The following is an 18,458-nucleotide window of genomic DNA, read 5'->3' on the forward strand; positions in this document are numbered from 1 at the left end:
AGAACCAGCCCGCGCATCTGACGCTGAAAGACCCGACCGTGCCGGTCAACGTCAACTGGCAGACCTATGCGGGTCCGGAGTCGCGCTACTGCCCCGCTGGCGTGTATGAATTCGTCAAGAACGATGACGGCAACGAGCGGCTTGTGATCAATGCGCAGAACTGCGTGCACTGCAAGACCTGCGACATCAAGGACCCGACGCAGAACATCGTGTGGGTCACGCCGGAAGGTGGTGGCGGGCCGAACTACCCGAATATGTGATTGATGTTTGGCTTGCCTTCGCGGCGCACTGTTCGGAACAGAAGAACTGCGTTGCGGGGGCAAGTTTCGATAGTGCGTTCGCGCTATCGTCTATACGCTCTCTTCGGCGTTTTGCTGCCCCTTCGCCGTTTTCTCTTATGACGATGGCTCGTGCACGACCGGGTCTCGCCCGGTCGCACACGCCAATCCATTCAATCCTGAAATCGTCGATACGGTAGTCCGCTGCGCGACGCGCTTACGGCGCCGCATCAGCGGGACCCGCGTTAAGGCGCGCTCGCCGCGATCTTCGGCGTGCTCACCGAAACATCGCCGCATTGCCCCCGATGCCGCAGCGCATGATCAATCAGCACGAGCGCGAGCATCGACTCGGCGATCGGCGTCGCGCGAATGCCGACGCACGGGTCATGCCGCCCGAACGTTTCGACGATGGCTGGCTGCCCCGCCTTGTCGATCGAACGACGCGGCGTACGGATGCTCGACGTCGGCTTGATCGCGATCGACACCGTGATGTCCTGCCCCGTCGAAATACCGCCGAGCACACCACCCGCGTTATTGCCGACGAAACCTTCCGGCGTCAGCTCGTCGCCATGCACGGAGCCGCGTTGCGCCACGCTCGCGAAACCCGCGCCGATCTCGACGCCCTTCACCGCGTTGATGCCCATCATCGCGTGCGCGATGTCGGCATCGAGGCGATCGAACAGCGGCTCGCCGAGACCGACCGGCACACCGGACGCCACCACGTTGATGCGCGCACCGATCGAATCGCCGTCCTTGCGTAGCGCGTCCATATACGCTTCGAGTTGCGGCACGATGTCGGCGTTCGGCACGAAGAACGGATTCTCGTGCACCTGCGCCCAGTCGACGAACGGCACGTCGATCTCGCCGAGCGCCGCCATATGGCCGCGAATTTCGGTGCCGAATTTCTCGCGCAGCCACTTCTTCGCGACCGCGCCGGCCGCCACTGTCGGCGCCGTCAGCCGCGCCGACGAACGGCCGCCGCCGCGATAGTCGCGAATGCCGTATTTCTGCCAGTAGGTGTAGTCGGCGTGACCTGGGCGGAAGGTGTCGGCGATGTTGCCGTAGTCCTTGCTGCGCTGGTCGGTATTGCGGATCAGCAGCGCGATCGGTGCGCCGGTGGTCTTGCCTTCGAACACGCCCGACAGGATCTCGACCTTGTCTTCTTCCTGGCGCTGCGTGACGTGGCGCGACGTGCCCGGCTTGCGGCGATCGAGTTCGAACTGGATATCGGCTTCGTTGAGCGCCATGCCCGGGGGGCAGCCGTCGATCACGCAGCCGATAGCGGGGCCGTGCGATTCGCCGAAGGTCGTGACAGTGAAAAGCGTACCGAGCGTGTTGCCGGACATGAGCGTCGTCCAAAGAAATGCGGGGAAGCCGCTATTATGCCAGCCCGCCGGGCTTGACCGGGCATCGCCGATCAGGTCTGAGAGAACGATCGGCGCGGAAGCGAGCCGAAAAGCCGGAGCGGTTGCGACACAGTAGACGGCCGGCTACCGGGATGGCCGAAGAAGCCAGGACCGCCGCGACAGTCGCCATCATGACCGCCACCGCCGCCATCGCGCCCCGCGCTATTTCCGCGCGCCGCGCAGCTCGGTCACGATTTCCTGCAGCCGTTCGGGCGTCGCCTGCTCCGGCTCGATCGGCTCGCCCACCGCGAGACTCAGCCGGCTCATCATCCCCTTCCCGATGGGCCGCGGCCAGTGCGTATCGACGGCGCGCGAAAACACGCTGCCCCACAACCCGCGCAGCGCCATCGGAATGACCGGCGCCGGCGTGCGCTTGACGATCTCGGTCACGCCGTGACGGAACGGATTCATCTCGCCGGTACGCGTGAGCTTGCCTTCCGGGAAGATGCACACGAGTTCGCCCTCGGCGAGCGCCTGCGCGCAACGGTCGTAGGCTTGCGCGAGCAACGCGGCGTCCTCGTGCGCGGGCGCGATCGGAATCGCCTTCGCATCGCGGAACAGCCAGCCGACGAACGGCGACTTGAATATCTGATGATCCATCACGAAGCGGATCGGCCGCGGGCTCTCGGCCATGATCACGATCGCATCGACGAAACTTACGTGATTGCACACGAGCACGGCCGCGCCCTCTTGCGGAATCCGCTCGGCGTGCACGAGCCGGATCCGGTAGAACGTGTGCACGAGCAGCCACGCGATGAAGCGCAGCAGGAACTCGGGCACGAGCGAATAGATGTAGCACGCGACCACGACATTCAGCAGCGCGGTGACGAGGAAGATCGCCGGAATGCTGAAGCCGGCCGAGGTCAGCACCATCGCCATCAGCGCCGAGACGATCATGAACAGCGAATTGAGGATATTGTTCGCGGCGATAATGCGCGCGCGATGGCTCGGCTGGCTGCGGCTCTGGATCAGCGCATAAAGCGGCACGCTGTACAGGCCGCCGAACAGCGCGAGCAGGAACAGGTCGGCGAGCACGCGCCAATGCGCGAAGCGGCCGAGAAACTCGCCGACGCTCAGCAGATGCCCGGCCGGCGGCAGTGCATGGCTTGCGAAAAAGAGGTCGATGGCGAACACGCTCATGCCGATCGAGCCGAGCGGCACGAGGCCGATTTCGATGCGCCGCTTCGAGAGCCGTTCGCACAGCAGCGAGCCGATGCCGATGCCGATCGAGAAGGTGCCGAGCAGCACGGTCACGACGTCGGGGTCGGCCGAGAGCACGTCTTTCGCGAAATTGAAGAACGACGCGAGAAACGTCGCGCCGATGAACCACAGCCACGAAATGCCGAGCAGGCTCAGGAACACGGTGCGGTTTTCGCGCGCGAGCTTCAGGTTGCGCCACGTTTCGCTGAACGGATTCCAGTTGATGCGCAGATCGGCCTGCGGCGCCGGCGTGGCCGGCACGAAGCCCGACACGACGCGGCCGACCAGCGCGATCGCGATACACGCGCAGGCGAGCACCAGCGCGCCGTGCCCGACCATCCCCGCGCCCGCGCCGCCGATGATCGTGCCGATCAGGATCGCGACGAAGGTGCCCATCTCGACCATGCCGTTGCCGCCGACCAGTTCCGCCTCCGACAGATGCTGCGGCAGATACGAGTACTTGACCGGCCCGAACACGGTCGAATGCACGCCCATCAGGAACGTGCACAGATACAGCAGCGGCGCGGCATGCAGCCAGAAGCCCGCGCCGCCGATCAGCATCACCACGATCTCGAAGCTCTTGACGAGCCGCGTGAGCTTCGCCTTGTCGTACTTGTCGGCGATCTGGCCGGACGTGGCCGAGAACAGCACGAACGGCAGAATGAAGATCGCCGAGATCAGGAACGCCGCGGTTTTCGGATCGACGCCGGAAAAACGCGCCGCCTGATACGTGACGAGCGACGTGAAGCCGATCTTGAAGACGTTGTCGTTCATCGCGCCGAGGAACTGCGTCCAGAAAAACGGCGCGAAACGGCGCTGGCGCAGCAGACGGAACTGGGATTCGTGCGCTTCATGCGCGCGAGCGGCGCGACGGGCGGCAGGCAAGGGACGATCGTTCATGAGGTTGGGGAAAGGGCGCGGGAAAATCGCGCGTTGCCCGTCCGGCGACCGGGCAGAAAATCGGGCAGAAAAAAAGCGCGCGCCTGCGCGCACGCTCTGTGAGCAGATTCGCGCCCGCGGCATGAGCCCGGGCGCGACGCCGGATCGACACGCATCAGCGCGTCGGCTGCTGCTCCTGCTGCTGTTCTTCCGGCCAGTCGCGGATATAAGCCTTGAGCATGCGGTTCTCGAAACCCTGCTCTTCGACCACCGCCTTCGCGACGTCGTAGAACGAAATCACGCCCATCAACGTGCGGCTCTCCATGACCGGCAGATAACGCACATGGTGTTCGAGCATCATGCGGCGCACTTCGTTGACGTCGGTTTCCGGCGTGCAGGTGAGCGGATGATCGTCCATCACCTTGCGGATCGTGGAGGTGCCGACGCTGCCGCCATTCTTGCTCAACGTCATGATGATTTCACGAAACGTCAGCATGCCGACGAGATCGCCGTACTCCATCACCACGAGCGAGCCGATATCGTGCTCGGCCATTGTATTGACGGCCTCATGCAGCGCGGTATCCGGCGTGACCGTAAAAAGGGTGTTGCCCTTGACCTTAAGAATGTCGCTGACTCGCATGATCTATCTCCTGATACCACTCGTCTGGCAATGCATGAAATGATTTTTCGATCCTAGCGGAAAGGCCCATAAAAGGAAAGCGGGCCGCCCGGCCTGGCGCGACGGCGCTTGCATCATGCCGGATCCGTGCGCCGGCATGAACGCGTCGCGCTCCGCCCTCCGGGCACAGGCCGGCGGACTCGCGGACAGCCCCGCGGGAAAGCCGCGCTTGATACGGCGCGCGCCGGTGATACGATGGCCGGCCACCCTCATCCTTTGCGAGGCCGCCCGTGGCCCCGCCGCCCACGATGTCCGCCAACCGTTTCGATACGCTTGCGCTGCACGCCGGCGCCGCGCCCGACCCCGTCACCGGCGCGCGCGCCACGCCTATCTACCAGACTACCTCGTTTTCGTTTCGCGATCCCGATCACGCCGCGGCGCTCTTCAACATGGAGCGCGCCGGCCATGTCTACTCGCGCATTTCGAACCCGACCGTCGCCGTATTCGAGGAACGCGTGGCCGCGCTCGAAAACGGCGCAGGCGCGATCGGCACCGCGAGCGGCCAAGCCGCGCTCCACCTCGCGATCGTCACGCTGATGGGCGCGGGCTCGCATATCGTCGCCTCGAGCGCGCTGTACGGCGGCTCGCACAATCTGCTGCACTACACGCTGCGGCGCTTCGGCATCGAGACGAGCTTCGTCAAGCCCGGCGACCTCGACGCGTGGCGGGCGGCGCTGCGTCCCAATACGCGCCTGCTGTTCGGCGAAACGCTCGGCAATCCGGGCCTCGACGTGCTCGACATCGCCGCGCTCGCGCAGATCGCGCACGCACACCGCGTGCCGCTGCTGGTCGACTCGACCTTCACGACGCCCTATCTGCTGCGGCCCTTCGAGCACGGCGCCGACTTCGTCTATCACTCGGCGACCAAGTTTCTCGGCGGCCACGGCACGACGATCGGCGGCGTGCTGGTCGACGGCGGCACGTTCGACTTCGACGCCTCGGGCCGCTTTCCCGAATTGACCGAGCCCTACGACGGCTTTCACGGCATGGTGTTCGCCGAGGAAAGCACCGTCGCGCCGTTCCTGCTGCGCGCCCGCCGCGAAGGTCTGCGCGACTTCGGTGCGTGCCTGCATCCGCAGGCCGCGTGGCAACTGCTGCAAGGCATCGAGACACTGCCGCTGCGCATGGAACGGCACGTCGCCAATACGCGGCGCGTGGTCGAGTTCCTCGCCGCTCACGCCGCGGTCGAAACGGTCGCTTACCCCGAGTTGCCAACGCATCCCGATCACGCGCTCGCGCAGCGGCTGCTGCCGCGCGGCGCCGGCGCGGTGTTCAGCTTCAATCTGCGCGGCGACCGCGCGGCCGGGCGCGCGTTCATCGAAGCGCTGTCGCTGTTCTCGCACCTCGCGAACGTCGGCGACGCGCGCTCGCTCGTGATCCATCCGGCCTCGACGACACATTTCCGCATGGACGCCGCCGCGCTCGCCGAGGCGGGCATCACGGAAAGCACGATCCGCCTGTCGATCGGTCTCGAAGACCCCGACGACCTGATCGACGATCTCAAGCGCGCGCTGAAGGCCGCCCAGAAAGCCGGGGCGCAGGCCGCCGCGACGCCGCGCGCCAACGCTGACGCCGCGCAGCAGAACGCCGCCGCCGCAAGCCTCGCCCCCGCCCCATCTGGCGCCACGCCCCCGTCCTGCCCGGAGTCCGCATGATCGTCAGCGTTCAGGGCCAAGCCGCCTACGCCTATACCGGCGGCAAACCGTTCGACCCCAGCCTGCCCGCCGCGGTGTTCATTCACGGCGCCGAACACGACCACAGTGTGTGGGCGCTGCAAAGCCGCTACTTCGCGCACCACGGCTTCGGCGTGCTCGCGGTCGACCTGCCGGGCCACCGCCGCAGTGCCGGCCCCGCGCTCACGAGCGTGCCGGCGATGGCCGACTGGCTCGCCGCGCTGCTCGACGCCGTGGGCGTCGCGCGTGCGTTCGTGGCCGGCCACAGCATGGGCTCGCTGATCGCGCTCGACTTCGCGGGCCGCTACCCCGAACGCGCGACGCATCTCGCGCTGCTCGCGACCGCGATGCCGATGGCCGTCTCCGACGCATTGCTCGACGCCGCACTCAACCGCGAGCCCGAGGCGATCGGCATGGTCAACCAGTGGTCGCACTCGACGCTGGCGGCCAAGCCGTCCTGCCCGGGCCCGGGCTTCTGGCTGCACGGCATGAACCAGCGGCTCATGGAACACGTTTCGGCGAGCGGCGAACCGCACCTGTTCCATACCGACTTCACCGCCTGCCACACCTACGCCGACGGCCTCGCCCGCGCGGCTCAGGTGCGCTGCGCGACGCGGCTGATCGTCGGCCGGCGCGATGCGATGACGCCGCCGCGCGCCGCGCAGGCAATCGCCGGCGCGCTCGCGCAGGCCGGCACGCCGATCGACACGATCACGCTCGACGCGGGCCACGCCTTGATGACCGAGCAGCCCGACGCAACGCTCGATGCGCTGTTCAGCTTCGCTGCGCGAGCGCCGCGCTAGGTGTCGCGGTGTCGCAGAGGAAGTCGTCGCGAATGGTCAAGATACCGGAGCCAAACGCGCCCTGCCATCGGCCGAATGGCCAGGTTGCACGCGACGCGCGACAGCCGGAAAATGTTCGAAGCCAGTCTTTTTCAGTCCATGTCCGATAACACCACGCCGACGCGCGGCAAAACCTCCTCGCGGCAACGGCGGGCAACCACGGGCAACGGGCCGGTAATCGGGCTGCATCCATAAGCTGCGTTCTATCCGGAGGCCACCATGGCTCATACAGCGCACACCGATCACTTCGCGAATTTCGCGGAGTTTTACCCGTACTACCTCAGCGAGCATCGCAACCCGGTCTCGCGGCGGCTGCACTTCGTCGGCTCGCTTGGCGTGATCGGCTGCCTCGCCATGGCGCTCGCCACCGGCGACTGGCTATGGCTGCCTGCGGCGGTGATCTGCGGCTACGGCTTTGCGTGGATCGGCCATTTCTTCTTCGAGAAGAACAAGCCGGCCACCTTCCGCCATCCGCTCTACAGCCTGATGGGAGACTGGGTGATGTTCAAGGACATCTGCGTGGGGAAAATCTCGCTGTAGTTGCGTGCTGCAATTGCGTGTTGTGGCTTCGAGCCGTCGTTGCGGCAGAAACCCACCGCTGCGAACCGCAACCTCACGCCGCCGGATGCGGCAGCGAAGCCGCCTCGCGCGCGCTTCCCGCTGCCCGGGCCGACCTTGTGGCCGCGCGTGCCGCCAGCAGCGCGGCGAGCGTGAGCTTCAGCCTGTCGTTATCGAGCGCCGCCAGCAGCATCTCGCTGTCCACGCGCGTCGACTCGAGTTCGAGCTGATACGTGAGTTCCGCGCGGTCGATCACGAACAGATCGAAGAGCCGCTGCACCGTGGCCTGTGCCGGGTTCACGACCAGCACGTAGTGCGGCCCGGCCCGGTCTTCCTGCAGGCGCGCGATCCACTCGATCTCCTCGAGCCGCTGCAGCAGCATCAGCGTCGTGTCCATATCGCGGCGAAGCATGCGCGCGAGCTCGGGCATCGTGTAGCCCGGCTTGCCGGCCTCGCGCGCCTCCGAGAGCCGCGCGAGCAGTTCGAGCGAATCGAACAGATTGCTGCCGTTGAAAACGGGCCGGTGAAACTGGCCGATGCGGATCGCCGGCAAGGCCGACGAGATCATCGCGCCCGTGAGCGTAATGAACCAGCACAGGTACATCCACAGCAGGAACAGCGGCACGGCGGCGAACGCGCCATATACCGCGGTATAGGTCGGAATGCGGCGCACGTAATAGCCGAAACCGCGCTTGCCGAGTTCGAAGGCGACCGCCGCAATGACGCCGCCGATCACCGCGTCGCGCCATTCGACACGGCAGTTCGGCAGATAAACGTAAAGAATCGTGAACGCGAGCGCGGTGAGCGGCAGCGCGGCGCCCGCGAGCGCCCATTCGATCAGCGGCGTGATGCGCTGCGCGGCCGAGAACGACATCGATTGCGTGAACAGATACGACGAAATGGACAGGCTCACGCCGATCAGGATCGGCCCGAGCGTGATGATCGCCCAGTAGACCAGCACGCGCTGCGCGACGGGCCGCGCCTTGCGCACGCGCCAGATCACGTTGAACGCCGATTCGACGGTCATCATCGTCATGACCGCGGTGACGAACAGGATGATCATGCCGATCGTCGTCAGCCCCTTGGCCTTCGAGGCGAACTGGTTCAGATACTTGAAAATCTGGTCGTTCAGCTGCGCGGGCATCAGGTGGTCGGCGAGAAAAAACTGCAGCGACGCCTGGAACGAACTGAAGATGGGAAACGCGGTGAACAGCGCGAACGCCACCGTGGCGAGCGGCACGAGCGCGAGCATGGTCGTGAACGTCAGGCTGCCCGCGACCTGCGGAATCCGGTCCTCGCCGATGCGTTGCGCGGCAAACTGCGCGAGCCGCCTGAGCGTGTCGAGATCGAAACGCACCCTGGACAACAAACCTGCCTCCTTGCTGACTGAACCGCCAGATAAACCACTACCGCGGGACTGCGCGGACCGCACGCGGCGCGAGGCCGAACGCACCTGGCCGAATGGCCATGAGCGGCCTGTGCAGCGGACCGAGCCCCTATAATACCCGTTCACCGATGAGGCCTATGAAAGACATTCTCGTGCTTTATTACAGCCGTCATGGCGCCACACGCGAACTTGCGCTCGCGATTGCGTACGGCGTCGACAGCGTTCCCGGCATGCAGGCGCGCGTGCGCACCGTGCCGGCGGTTTCCACGGTCTGCGAGGCGAGCGAGCCGGACATCCCCGCCGAAGGGCCGCCCTACGTCGAGCTGCGCGACCTCGAGGAATGCGCGGGCCTCGCGCTCGGCTCGCCGACCCGCTTCGGCAACATGGCGGCCGCGCTCAAATATTTTCTCGACGGCACCACGCCGCAGTGGCTCTCGGGCGCGCTCGCCGGCAAGCCGGCCTGCGTGTTCACGTCGACCGGCAGCCTGCACGGCGGCCAGGAATCCACACTGCTCTCGATGATGCTGCCGCTCCTGCATCACGGCATGCTGCTCGTCGGCATTCCGTACACCGAGAGCGCGCTCTCGACCACGCAAACCGGCGGCACGCCCTACGGCGCATCGCATTTCGCGCGCGCAGGCACGGCCGGGCAAGGCATCTCCGCCGACGAGAAAACGCTCGCGATGGCGCTCGGCGCACGCGTCGCGCGCACGGCGGCGTCGCTGACCGAAAGACCGTGAGCGAGTGACTGACTGGGTAGCCAGGTAGCCAGATAAACGAGCGAGCGAGCGAACAAGCAGGCAATCAAGCGAGCAACCAAGCGTGAGCGAAAAGCCGTGAACGATCCCGATCTGCAGCCAGCCGAGCGCGAGGATAGCCGTCGAGCCACGCATGCGCACCGTGCCGAATCCCGGGCCGCGAACCCGCCCAGCCACGCCGCGAATGCACCGCACGCAGCGCAGGCGCCGCACGCTCCCCTCGCGGCCGGCGCCTCGTTGCACGCCACCGCCGTGCCCGTGCAGCCGAAAACCACCGCCGCGCGCGTCGCCGCTGTCACGCTCGTCGCGATGATCGCGCTGGCCGTCACCTGGGAAGGGTGGCTCGCGCCGCTGCGTCCGGGCGGCTCGCTGCTCGTGCTCAAGGCGTTGCCGTTGCTGTCCGCGTTGCCGGGCGTGTGGCGGCGCCGGCTTTATACGCTGCAATGGGCGTCGATGCTGATCCTGCTGTATTTCGCCGAAGGTGTCGTGCGCGGCTGGAGCGATCACGGACTCAGCGCGCGTCTCGGCTGGCTGCAAGCCGTGCTCGCGGTGATTTTTTTTGCGAGCACACTCGCGTATGTCGGACCGTTCAAGCGCGCGGCGAAACGGCGGGCGAAGCAGGCGGCCGCCGAGGCGGCCAACGGCACCGCTGGCAGCGAAACCCGGCATGACTGAGCAGACCGCCCCGAACGACTTGTCCCACGCCCCGCACCTCAACCTGACCGAGCTGCCCCCATGACCCCGACCGACTTTCTCACCGCCTGCCGCGACGCCATCGGCGCGGCCCACGTCCTGACCGACCCGCACGACACCGCGCCCTATCTCACCGACTGGCGCCGCCGCTACACGGGCGCCGCGTGCGCGGTACTGTGCCCGGCCACCTCCGCGGAAGTCGCGGCGCTCGTGAAACTCGCCGCCGAGCATCGCATCGCGCTCGTGCCGCAAGGCGGCAACACCGGGCTCGCCGGCGGCGCAACGCCCGACGCGAGCGGCGCGCAGGCGGTCCTCAGCCTGCGGCGGCTCAACCGCGTGCGCGACATCGATCCGCACAACAACACGATCACCGTCGAAGCCGGCGTGATCCTCGCCGAGGTGCACAAGCACGCCGAAGCGGCCGGACGTCTGTTTCCGCTGAGCCTTGCCGCCGAAGGCAGTTGTACGATCGGCGGCAATCTGTCGACCAACGCGGGCGGCACCGGCGTGCTGCGCTACGGCAACACGCGCGAGCTGTGCCTCGGCCTCGAAGTCGTGACGCCGCAAGGCGAGCTGTGGGACGGTCTGCGCGGCCTGCGCAAGGACAACACCGGCTACGATCTGCGCGATCTGTTCATCGGCGCGGAAGGCACGCTCGGCATCATCACCGCGGCGGTGCTGAAGCTGCATCCGCAGCCGGCCGCGCGCGTGACCGCGCTCGCCGCGCTCGCCTCTCCTCATGCGGCGCTCGATTTTCTCGCGCTCACGCAAAGCGTCGCCGGGCCGCTTCTGACCGGTTTCGAACTGATGTCGGATTTCTGCCTGCGTCTCGTCGGCCGGCATTTCGAGCAGATGCGCTATCCGTTCGCCGAACCGCACGCGCAGGTCGTGCTGCTCGAACTGTCGGACAGCGAGAGCGAGGAACACGCGCGCACGCTATTCGAGGGGCTGATGGAAACGGCGCTCGAACAGGGTCTCGTCGAAGATGCGGTGGTCGCGGAAAACCTCGCGCAGTCGCGCGCGTTCTGGAATCTACGTGAGCACATTCCGCTCGCCCAGGCCGAGGAAGGGCTGAACATCAAGCACGACATCGCGGTGCCGATCTCGCGCATCGGCCACTTCATCGAGGCGACCGACGCCGCCATCGCCGAGGCCGCGCCGGGCGCGCGCATGGTCACGTTCGGCCATCTCGGCGACGGCAATCTGCACTACAACGTGCAGGCGCCCGAGGGCCTCGACGCGAAGGCGTTTCTGCAGGAATACCAGAGCCCGATCAACCGGATCGTCTACGACAGCGTGCACGCGCATCGCGGCAGCATCAGTGCGGAGCACGGGCTCGGCCAGTTGAAGATCGACGAGGCGGCGCACTACAAGCAGGACGTCGAGGTGCGGATGATGCGCGCGGTGAAACAGGCGCTCGATCCGCTCAATCTGATGAACCCGGGTAAGGTGCTACGCTAGGGTTCGAAGCCTGCACGCTCCGGTGCGCAGGCGCTTGCAGGAGTCGCGTCCGTGAAGATTCGCGTGCTGTCCGATCTGCATCTGGAAAACGACGAACCCGAACTGGTTCCGCATGCGCATGCGGACCTCATCGTGCTGGCCGGCGACATCCACAACCATGCGGCCGGTCCGCGCTGGGCCGCGCAAACCTTCGACGACACGGTGCCGGTCGTCTACGTACCCGGCAACCACGAGTACTACGGCGGTGAATTCGGCGCGCTCGAAAGCGCGCTCATCGACGCGGCCGCGCAGGTCGACAACGTGCACGTGCTGAACAACGCCGCGCTCGTCGACCCGCAAGGCCGCTGGCGCGTGCTCGGCACGACGCTGTGGACCGACTTCGCGCTATACGGCGCGACACCCGAGGCAATCGAAGAGTCGATCGAGGCCGCGCGCCGCGTGATGCTCGACTATCGCGGGCTGATCCAGATGAACTGGCCGCACGACACGCACGACGCCGCGCGCGACTTCACGCCGGCCGACTCGCTCGCGCTGCACCGGCGGTCGCGCGCGTGGCTCGAAACCGAACTGGCGAAGCCGTTCGCCGGCAAGACGATCGTGGTCACGCATCATGCGCCGCATCGGCTGAGTCTCGCCGGGCGCTATGCCGAGGACCGCGTCTCGGCGGGCTTCGTCAATCATTTGCCGGAACTCGTGCGCGCGCCGGTCGCGCTATGGATTCACGGCCACACGCATACGTCGTTCGACTATACGGTGGGCGGCACGCGCGTCGTGTGCAATCCGCGCGGCTATTTCGACCGGCGCAACGGGCAGTGGGAGAATCCGCAGTTTGCGTGGGATAAGGTGATTGAAATCGGTGGTTGAAATCGGCGCTTGACAGCGCGGGTTGAAATCCGGCGCGCGGATGCGCCGAACCGCGCGGCCTGGTTCAAGCGTTCAATGCTCGCGACGCTGGCGCTGCGCATCCTGCGGTTCGATCTCGACCGGCACGAGTTGCGGCTGCTGTTCGCGCATGCGGCGCAGCAGATCGCGCGATGCCGCGATGCCGATCAGTCCAAACATGACGGCCACGCCGATCATCAGGTGCGTATCCATGAATTTGTCGTCCTTCAGTGGTTGCGAGGTGCCGAACGGCGGCGAATCCAGCGCCTGCTGCAAGAGCGGCGGCGCGTGAACCACACGTTAGCAAATCACCCGCGCGCGAAAAGTAAGGAAGTGTTGCGGCGCAGCGCGTATGTAACAGGCTGTCACGCCACGCGGCGCCCCGCCGTTCCCCTACATCAGGCAGGGCGCGCGCATGCGCGAGAAGCGCTCAGGGCGCGGCGCCCTCTCACGAACGCGCGAACTTCCGCAACTCCGCGTGATCGGCGGCGAGCGTCGCCGGCAATTCGTCGCGCAGGAATTCGACCCACGTGCGAATCTTCGCGTCGAGATACTGCCGCGACGGATACAGCGCATACAGGTTCATTTCCTGCGACGTGTATTCGGGCAACAACCACACGAGGTCGCCGCTGCGCAAACCGCTGATCGCCGAATAGATCGGAATCAGGCCGATGCCCATGCCCTGGCGAACGGCCACGACCATCGCCTCGGCCACGTTCACCTGGAACGGGGTCGTGCCGAGCGCCACGGTTTCCTCGCCGTTCGGACCGTCGAAGGTCCATTTGTCGGGCGGAAACACCGGCGCGATCATTTGCAGGCACGTATGGCGCGCCAGGTCCGCCGGCGTTTGCGGCACGCCATGCTGTTCCAGATACGCGGGCGACGCGCACACGATGCTGAACGCGCTGCCGAGGCGCTGCGACACGAGGCCCGAATCGGGCAGGCCGGTCGCGAGCGTCAACGACACGTCGAAGCCCTCGTCGAGCAGATCGGGCATGCGCTGCGCGAGCGTCAGCTCGATATGCACGTCCGGGTAGCGCTCCTGATAACGCCCCACGGCCGGCACCACGTAGTGCTGGCCGAAGCTCGTCATCGCGTGAACCTTGAGCTTGCCGGACGGGCGCGCGTGCGCGTCGCTGGCCTCGGCCTCGGCCTGATCCACATACGCGAGAATCTGCTCGCAGCGTTGCAGATAGCGCTCGCCGGCCTCGGTCAGCGCGATGCGGCGCGTCGTGCGGTTCAGGAGCCGCGTGCGCAGATGCGTTTCCAGATCGGAGACCGCGCGCGACGCGTAGGCCGTCGTCGTATTCAAATGCTGCGCGGCGCCCGTGAAGCTGCCCGCCTCGACGACGCGGACGAATACGCGCATGTTTTGAAGCGTGTCCATACTCCTCCCCCCTCTGTCGATCCGGCGTGAGCGGCGCTTCGGCCGCCGCCCCGGAATAGACGCCCCGGCATCCGTTCCGGCCCGCTGCAAGGCAGCGCCGAACAATGCCGGTTAATTGGCCGCGATTGTTACACGATCCGCAAAGGCAATTGTCTCATGTAGCGCAACGATGCCTTGCACCTTTACCGGTTATTCCCCAATCAATCAAAAAATATAATTGCGCACAAGGTTCTATAGTCAATTTTGGAGGAAATCGTGCAGTCTCCGGTACCCAGAGGGATCGCCGCAGCCGCGGTTCTTACGATCTTAATAACAATCGCGGGATGCGCAAGTACCGGAGGCATCGCACCGCAGGCGAGCGCGGTCGCCCCGGCATCGCTCGACGCGGGCAACGCGATCCGCGCCGCGAATGCCGACGCGCAGTGGCCCGCCGCCGACTGGTGGCGTGCCTATCAAGATCCGCAGCTGAACCTGTGGATCGCCGACGCGCAGGCCGGCAACCCGAGCCTCGCGGTCGCGCAGGCGCGCGTGCGCGAGGCGGCATCGATGGCCGGCGTCGCGCGCGCGGCGCTCGCGCCGCAGGTCAACGGCAGCCTGTCGATCCAGCGTCAGCGGTGGGCCGACAACGTGTTCTACGGTCCGGGGCCGCTCGCGGGCGAGCAGTCGTGGAACAACACCGGCACGCTCGCCCTCGCCTATCACCTCGACCTTTGGGGCAAGGACAGGAACGCCGCCGAGCGCGCGCTCGACCTCGCCCACGCGAGTGCCGCCGACGCGCGCGCCGCGCAGCTCGAACTGCAGGCCAACGTCGTGCGCACCTATATCGAGATGTCGATGAATTACGCGCTGCTCGATATCGCCAGGGCAACGCTGCAGCAACAGCAGCAAATCGTCGACCTCGCGAACCGGCGTCTCAAGGGCGGCATCGGCACGCAGCTCGAAGTGAGCCAGGCCGAGACGCCGATGCCCGAGTACGAGCGCCGCATCGACGAACTCGAGGAAAAGATCGCGCTCGGCCGCAATCAGCTGGCCGCGCTCGCGGGCAAGGGTCCGGGCGCGGGCGATGCGATCACGCGCCCGACGCTCGCGCTGGGCGCGGCGCCCGCCGGTCTGCCGGCCGCGCTGCCCGCCGACCTGATCGGCCACCGGCCCGACGTCGTCGCGGCGCGCTGGACCGTCGCCGCGCAGGCTCGCGGCATCGACGTCGCCAAGGCCGACTTCTATCCGGACATCGACCTGCTTGCGTCGATCGGCGGCTACGCGGCCATGGGGCCGCTGTTCCAGTTCCTGAAGAATCCGTCGCATAGCTGGAGCGTGGGGCCGGCGCTGTCGCTGCCGATCTTCGACGGCGGCCGGCTGCGCTCGCAGCTCGGCGCGGCCTCGGCGGGCTACGACGAAGCGGTCGAGCGCTACAACCAGTCGATCGTGGGCGCGCTGAAGGACATCTCCGACCAGGTGATCCGCATGCGTTCGCTCGCGACCCAGGCCGACGATGCCGACCGCTCGGTTGCCGCGGCCCGCAAGAACTACGAGCTGTCGCGCGAGGGCTACCGGCGCGGCCTGACCGATTATCTGAACGTGCTGGTCGCGCAAAGCCAGTTGCTGCGCGCACAGGAAGGCGTCGCGACGATCGAGGCCGAGCGCCTCGGCGCGCATGCGTCGCTGATGACCGCGCTCGGCGGAGGACTCGACGAGCCGGCCGATGGTCCGCAGGACAGCGAGACGCTGCCGGCGCACGGCAAGGGTAAAGGCAAGAGCGACGCCGCAAAGAGCACCGGCGCCGGGACGGATGCGAAGGCAGCGACGCAAGCAGTAACGCAAGCGGCGGCACAGGCAACGACACCAGCAGCCCAACCAACGGCTGCGGCAAACCACGCAGCCAGCCTCAGCGCCACCCATGCTCCCGCCGCCGTCACCACGCGCGCGGCTCACGCGCGCGCGGCCGAGTGAGAAAGGCCATGTCCACCTCTCCCACCACCGCCCGCCCGGCCTCGCTCGCCGCGTGGTACGCGGCGGCCGCCGACTGGGCGCGCACCGACGGCCTCACGTGGATCTACATGTTCAAGGCGCTCGCCGCGTGCTTTCTCGCGCTCGGCATCGCGATGAAACTCGACCTGCCGCAGCCGCGCACCGCAATGACCACCGTGTTCATCGTGATGCAGCCGCAAAGCGGCGCGGTGTTCGCGAAGAGCTTCTACCGGATCTGCGGCACGCTCGTCGGTCTCGTCGTGATGCTCGCGCTGATCGGCCTGTTCGCGCAGCAGCCCGAACTGTTCATCCTCTCGACGGCGATCTGGATCGGCATCTGCACCGCGGGCGCCGCGCGCAACCGCAACTTCCGCTCGTACGGCTTCGTGCTGGCCGGCTACACGGCCTCGCTGATCGGCATTCCCGCCTCGCAGCACCCGGACGGCGCGTTCCTCAGCGCGCTCACGCGGGTCGTCGAAGTCGTGGTCGGCATCGTCTGCGCGGGCGCGGTCAGCGGCCTCGTGTTCCCGCAGTTCGCCGGCCTGCAGATGCGCAGCACCGTGCGCGCGCGTTTCTCGGCCTTCGTCGACTACGTGTCGGCGTCGCTCGCCGGGCGCAACGACCGCGCGCAGATCGAGGCGACCAATGCGCGCTTCGTCGCCGATATCGTCGGCTTCGAGGCGGCGCGCAGCATCGCCGTATTCGAGGGGCACTACTCGCGCATGCGCGGCGGCCGGCTCGCGCGTCTGAACAGCGAGTTCATGACCGCCTCGACGCGCTTTCACGCGCTGCATCAGCTGATGAACCGTCTGCACGCGAGCGGCACGCCGGGCGCCGCGATCGCGATCGCGGCGCTCGAGCCGTACTTCAGGGAGATCGCGCCGCTGCTCGCGAAGTCGGGCGAGCCGGTGCTCACCGCGACCGATGCCGCGCACGCCGCGGCCCAGCTCGAGACCTACAAGGCCGAACTGCCGAAGCGCGTGCGCGCGACGCGCGGCGAACTGGAAACGCAGCCCGACGCGCCGCTGCTCGACTTCGACACCGCCGCCGAACTGCTCTACCGCTTCATCGACGATCTGCACGCCTACGCGGCCACCTACGCCTCGCTGGTGGTCGACACGCACGAGCGCGAACGCTGGATCGAGCGCTACGAGCCGAAGACCAACGCGATCGCGGCGGGCGTCGCCGGTCTGCGTGCCGCAATCGTGATGGTCGTGGTCGGCGCGTTCTGGATCGCGACCGCGTGGCCGAGCGGTGCGACGCTGACGCTGAACGCGGCGACCACCAGCGCGCTCGTGGCATCGACGCCGGACCCGAAGCGCTCCGCGTTCCAGATGGCCGGCGGCACCGTGCTCGCGACGCTGATGGGCATGATCGCGGTATTCGGCGTGTATCCGCACATCGACGGCTTCGCGCTGCTGTGCGCCGCGCTCACGCCGTTCCTGCTGCTCGGCGTGTTCATGACCACGCGCCCGGCGCTCGCGGGCTACGGCGTGGGCTACTGCATCTTCTTCTGCTTTCTCGCCGGCCCGGACAACGTCATGCACTACGACCCGAGCGCGTTCATGAACGACGCGCTCGCGCTCGTGCTGTCGATGCTCGTGTCGTCGGTTGCGTTCGCGGTGCTGCTGCCGCCGTCGACGCCATGGCTGCGCAACCGCCTGCTCGTCGATCTGCGCCGCCAGGTCGTGCTCGCCGGCAGTGCGGGCATGCGCCACGTGCGTTCGCGCTTCGAGAGCGGCGCGCGCGATCTGATGTGCCAGATCAACGCGCTCTCGCCGAACGAGCCTGAAACGAAGCGCGACACGCTGCGCTGGCTGTTCTCGGTGCTCGAAGTCGGCAACGCGGTGATCGATCTGCGCGGCGAAGTGGCGGCGCTGCCGGCCGAGCCGCGCCATGACCGCTCGACGCCGTGGCGCGTCGCGCTGCGCGGCCTGCTCGAGGCCTTGAACGAGCTCTTCGAGCGGCCGCGCGAAGACCGCTTCGAGCGCGCGCTCGCTGCAACCGCCGACGCGATCGCCGAAGTGCAGCAGATGATGAGCCGCTTCACGCCGACGCGCGAAGAACGCCACCAATTGCTGCGCATTCTCAGTCAACTGCATTTCATCCGTACCGCGCTGCTCGATCCGCAGTCGCCGCTCGCCTCGGCGATCGGCGCACGGCATGGGGCGAGCGGCGCGTCAGAAGAAGGAGCTCCTCATGCCACGTGATATCGCCGTACTCGATGCCTACGTGCCGGCCATCGTGCTGCTTTTTATCGCGGGCTCCGCGTTGACCTGGGTGCTCGACCGCGTGCTCGCCTATACGGGCCTCTATCGCGTGGTGTGGCACCCCTCCCTGTTCCGGGCCAGCTTGCTCGTGTCCGTGTGCGGCCTTCTCGGCCTCGCCGTTTATCGTTGATCAGAGT

General features: G+C 67.0%; 17 protein-coding genes. 11 read left to right on the forward strand and 6 right to left on the reverse strand.

The genetic code is table 11. From position 1 onward, the window contains the following. Window positions 1-260 (forward strand): 4Fe-4S dicluster domain-containing protein (locus F3J20_RS12960; RefSeq protein ID WP_205299284.1); only part of this gene is annotated, 260 nt, incomplete at its 5' end. Between the two features lie 263 nt (window positions 261-523). Here F3J20_RS12960 and aroC read toward each other — a convergent pair. From aroC to F3J20_RS12975, 3 genes are all read right to left on the reverse strand, one after another. After that, on the reverse strand, window positions 524-1,624 hold the full coding sequence (gene aroC, locus F3J20_RS12965) for a chorismate synthase (RefSeq protein ID WP_167283533.1): 1,101 nt from the start codon (window positions 1,622-1,624) through the stop codon (window positions 524-526). A gap of 222 nt (window positions 1,625-1,846) precedes the next feature. Continuing rightward, window positions 1,847-3,784 carry an MFS transporter gene (locus F3J20_RS12970; RefSeq protein WP_167283534.1) on the reverse strand — a complete coding sequence of 646 codons (1,938 nt, stop codon included), beginning with the start codon at window positions 3,782-3,784 and terminating at the stop codon, window positions 1,847-1,849. 154 nt (window positions 3,785-3,938) lie between these two features. Then, a complete protein-coding gene (locus tag F3J20_RS12975) occupies window positions 3,939-4,403 on the reverse strand; it encodes a CBS domain-containing protein (protein ID WP_167043232.1) in 465 nt (154 codons plus the stop codon). 287 nt (window positions 4,404-4,690) lie between these two features. On the opposite strand from F3J20_RS12975, the gene F3J20_RS12980 reads away from it, so the two are divergent. The 3 genes from F3J20_RS12980 (at window position 4,691) to F3J20_RS12990 (ending at window position 7,497) form a co-directional block, all read left to right on the forward strand. Then, entirely contained in the window at window positions 4,691-6,097 is a 1,407-nt protein-coding gene (locus tag F3J20_RS12980) for an O-acetylhomoserine aminocarboxypropyltransferase (protein WP_167283535.1), read from the forward strand. Beyond that, the gene (locus F3J20_RS12985; RefSeq protein ID WP_167283536.1) at window positions 6,094-6,918 is read left to right on the forward strand and encodes an alpha/beta hydrolase; all 825 of its coding nucleotides are present in this window, start codon (window positions 6,094-6,096) and stop codon (window positions 6,916-6,918) included. The genes F3J20_RS12980 and F3J20_RS12985 overlap by 4 nt, the downstream gene beginning before the upstream one ends. A gap of 258 nt (window positions 6,919-7,176) precedes the next feature. After that, the gene (locus tag F3J20_RS12990; protein ID WP_167043226.1) at window positions 7,177-7,497 is read left to right on the forward strand and encodes an Mpo1-like protein; all 321 of its coding nucleotides are present in this window, start codon (window positions 7,177-7,179) and stop codon (window positions 7,495-7,497) included. 73 nt (window positions 7,498-7,570) lie between these two features. On the opposite strand, the gene F3J20_RS12995 is transcribed toward F3J20_RS12990, so the two are convergent. After that, a complete protein-coding gene (locus tag F3J20_RS12995; RefSeq protein ID WP_205192931.1) occupies window positions 7,571-8,884 on the reverse strand; it encodes a YihY family inner membrane protein in 1,314 nt (437 codons plus the stop codon). Between the two features lie 155 nt (window positions 8,885-9,039). Between F3J20_RS12995 and wrbA the strand changes: the two genes are divergently transcribed. The 4 genes from wrbA to F3J20_RS13015 all read left to right on the forward strand — a co-directional run bounded on the left by wrbA (window position 9,040) and on the right by F3J20_RS13015 (window position 12,678). Beyond that, window positions 9,040-9,642, forward strand: a complete 603-nt coding sequence (wrbA, locus tag F3J20_RS13000; protein ID WP_167283537.1) for an NAD(P)H:quinone oxidoreductase — start codon at window positions 9,040-9,042, stop codon at window positions 9,640-9,642. A 270-nt stretch (window positions 9,643-9,912) separates the two neighbouring features. Then, entirely contained in the window at window positions 9,913-10,335 is a 423-nt protein-coding gene (locus tag F3J20_RS13005) for a DUF2069 domain-containing protein (RefSeq protein WP_345889879.1), read from the forward strand. A gap of 60 nt (window positions 10,336-10,395) precedes the next feature. After that, window positions 10,396-11,814, forward strand: a complete 1,419-nt coding sequence (locus F3J20_RS13010) for an FAD-binding oxidoreductase (RefSeq protein ID WP_167043218.1) — start codon at window positions 10,396-10,398, stop codon at window positions 11,812-11,814. A gap of 51 nt (window positions 11,815-11,865) precedes the next feature. Further along, window positions 11,866-12,678: a metallophosphoesterase gene (locus F3J20_RS13015; protein WP_167283539.1), complete on the forward strand. Its 813-nt coding sequence runs from the start codon at window positions 11,866-11,868 to the stop codon at window positions 12,676-12,678. A 72-nt stretch (window positions 12,679-12,750) separates the two neighbouring features. On the opposite strand, the gene F3J20_RS13020 is transcribed toward F3J20_RS13015, so the two are convergent. After that, on the reverse strand, window positions 12,751-12,972 hold the full coding sequence (locus F3J20_RS13020) for a hypothetical protein (protein ID WP_167283531.1): 222 nt from the start codon (window positions 12,970-12,972) through the stop codon (window positions 12,751-12,753). A gap of 172 nt (window positions 12,973-13,144) precedes the next feature. Beyond that, window positions 13,145-14,083 (reverse strand): LysR family transcriptional regulator, encoded by a 939-nt coding sequence (locus F3J20_RS13025; protein ID WP_167043214.1) that lies wholly within the window; start codon window positions 14,081-14,083, stop codon window positions 13,145-13,147. Between the two features lie 255 nt (window positions 14,084-14,338). Between F3J20_RS13025 and F3J20_RS13030 the strand changes: the two genes are divergently transcribed. Genes F3J20_RS13030 through F3J20_RS13040 form a run of 3 tightly spaced genes read left to right on the forward strand, consistent with a single transcriptional unit; the run spans window position 14,339 to window position 18,451 of the window. After that, window positions 14,339-16,033: an efflux transporter outer membrane subunit gene (locus tag F3J20_RS13030; RefSeq protein ID WP_167283540.1), complete on the forward strand. Its 1,695-nt coding sequence runs from the start codon at window positions 14,339-14,341 to the stop codon at window positions 16,031-16,033. 8 nt (window positions 16,034-16,041) lie between these two features. Further along, a complete protein-coding gene (locus F3J20_RS13035; RefSeq protein WP_167283541.1) occupies window positions 16,042-18,261 on the forward strand; it encodes an FUSC family protein in 2,220 nt (739 codons plus the stop codon). Beyond that, on the forward strand, window positions 18,251-18,451 hold the full coding sequence (locus F3J20_RS13040) for a DUF1656 domain-containing protein (protein WP_167043208.1): 201 nt from the start codon (window positions 18,251-18,253) through the stop codon (window positions 18,449-18,451). Before F3J20_RS13035 ends, F3J20_RS13040 begins: the two co-directional genes overlap by 11 nt. Window positions 18,452-18,458 lie beyond the last annotated feature (7 nt).

The sequence above is a fragment of the Paraburkholderia sp. Cy-641 genome (genome assembly GCF_011752945.1).
In the GTDB taxonomy this organism is placed as follows: Bacteria; Pseudomonadota; Gammaproteobacteria; order Burkholderiales; family Burkholderiaceae; genus Paraburkholderia.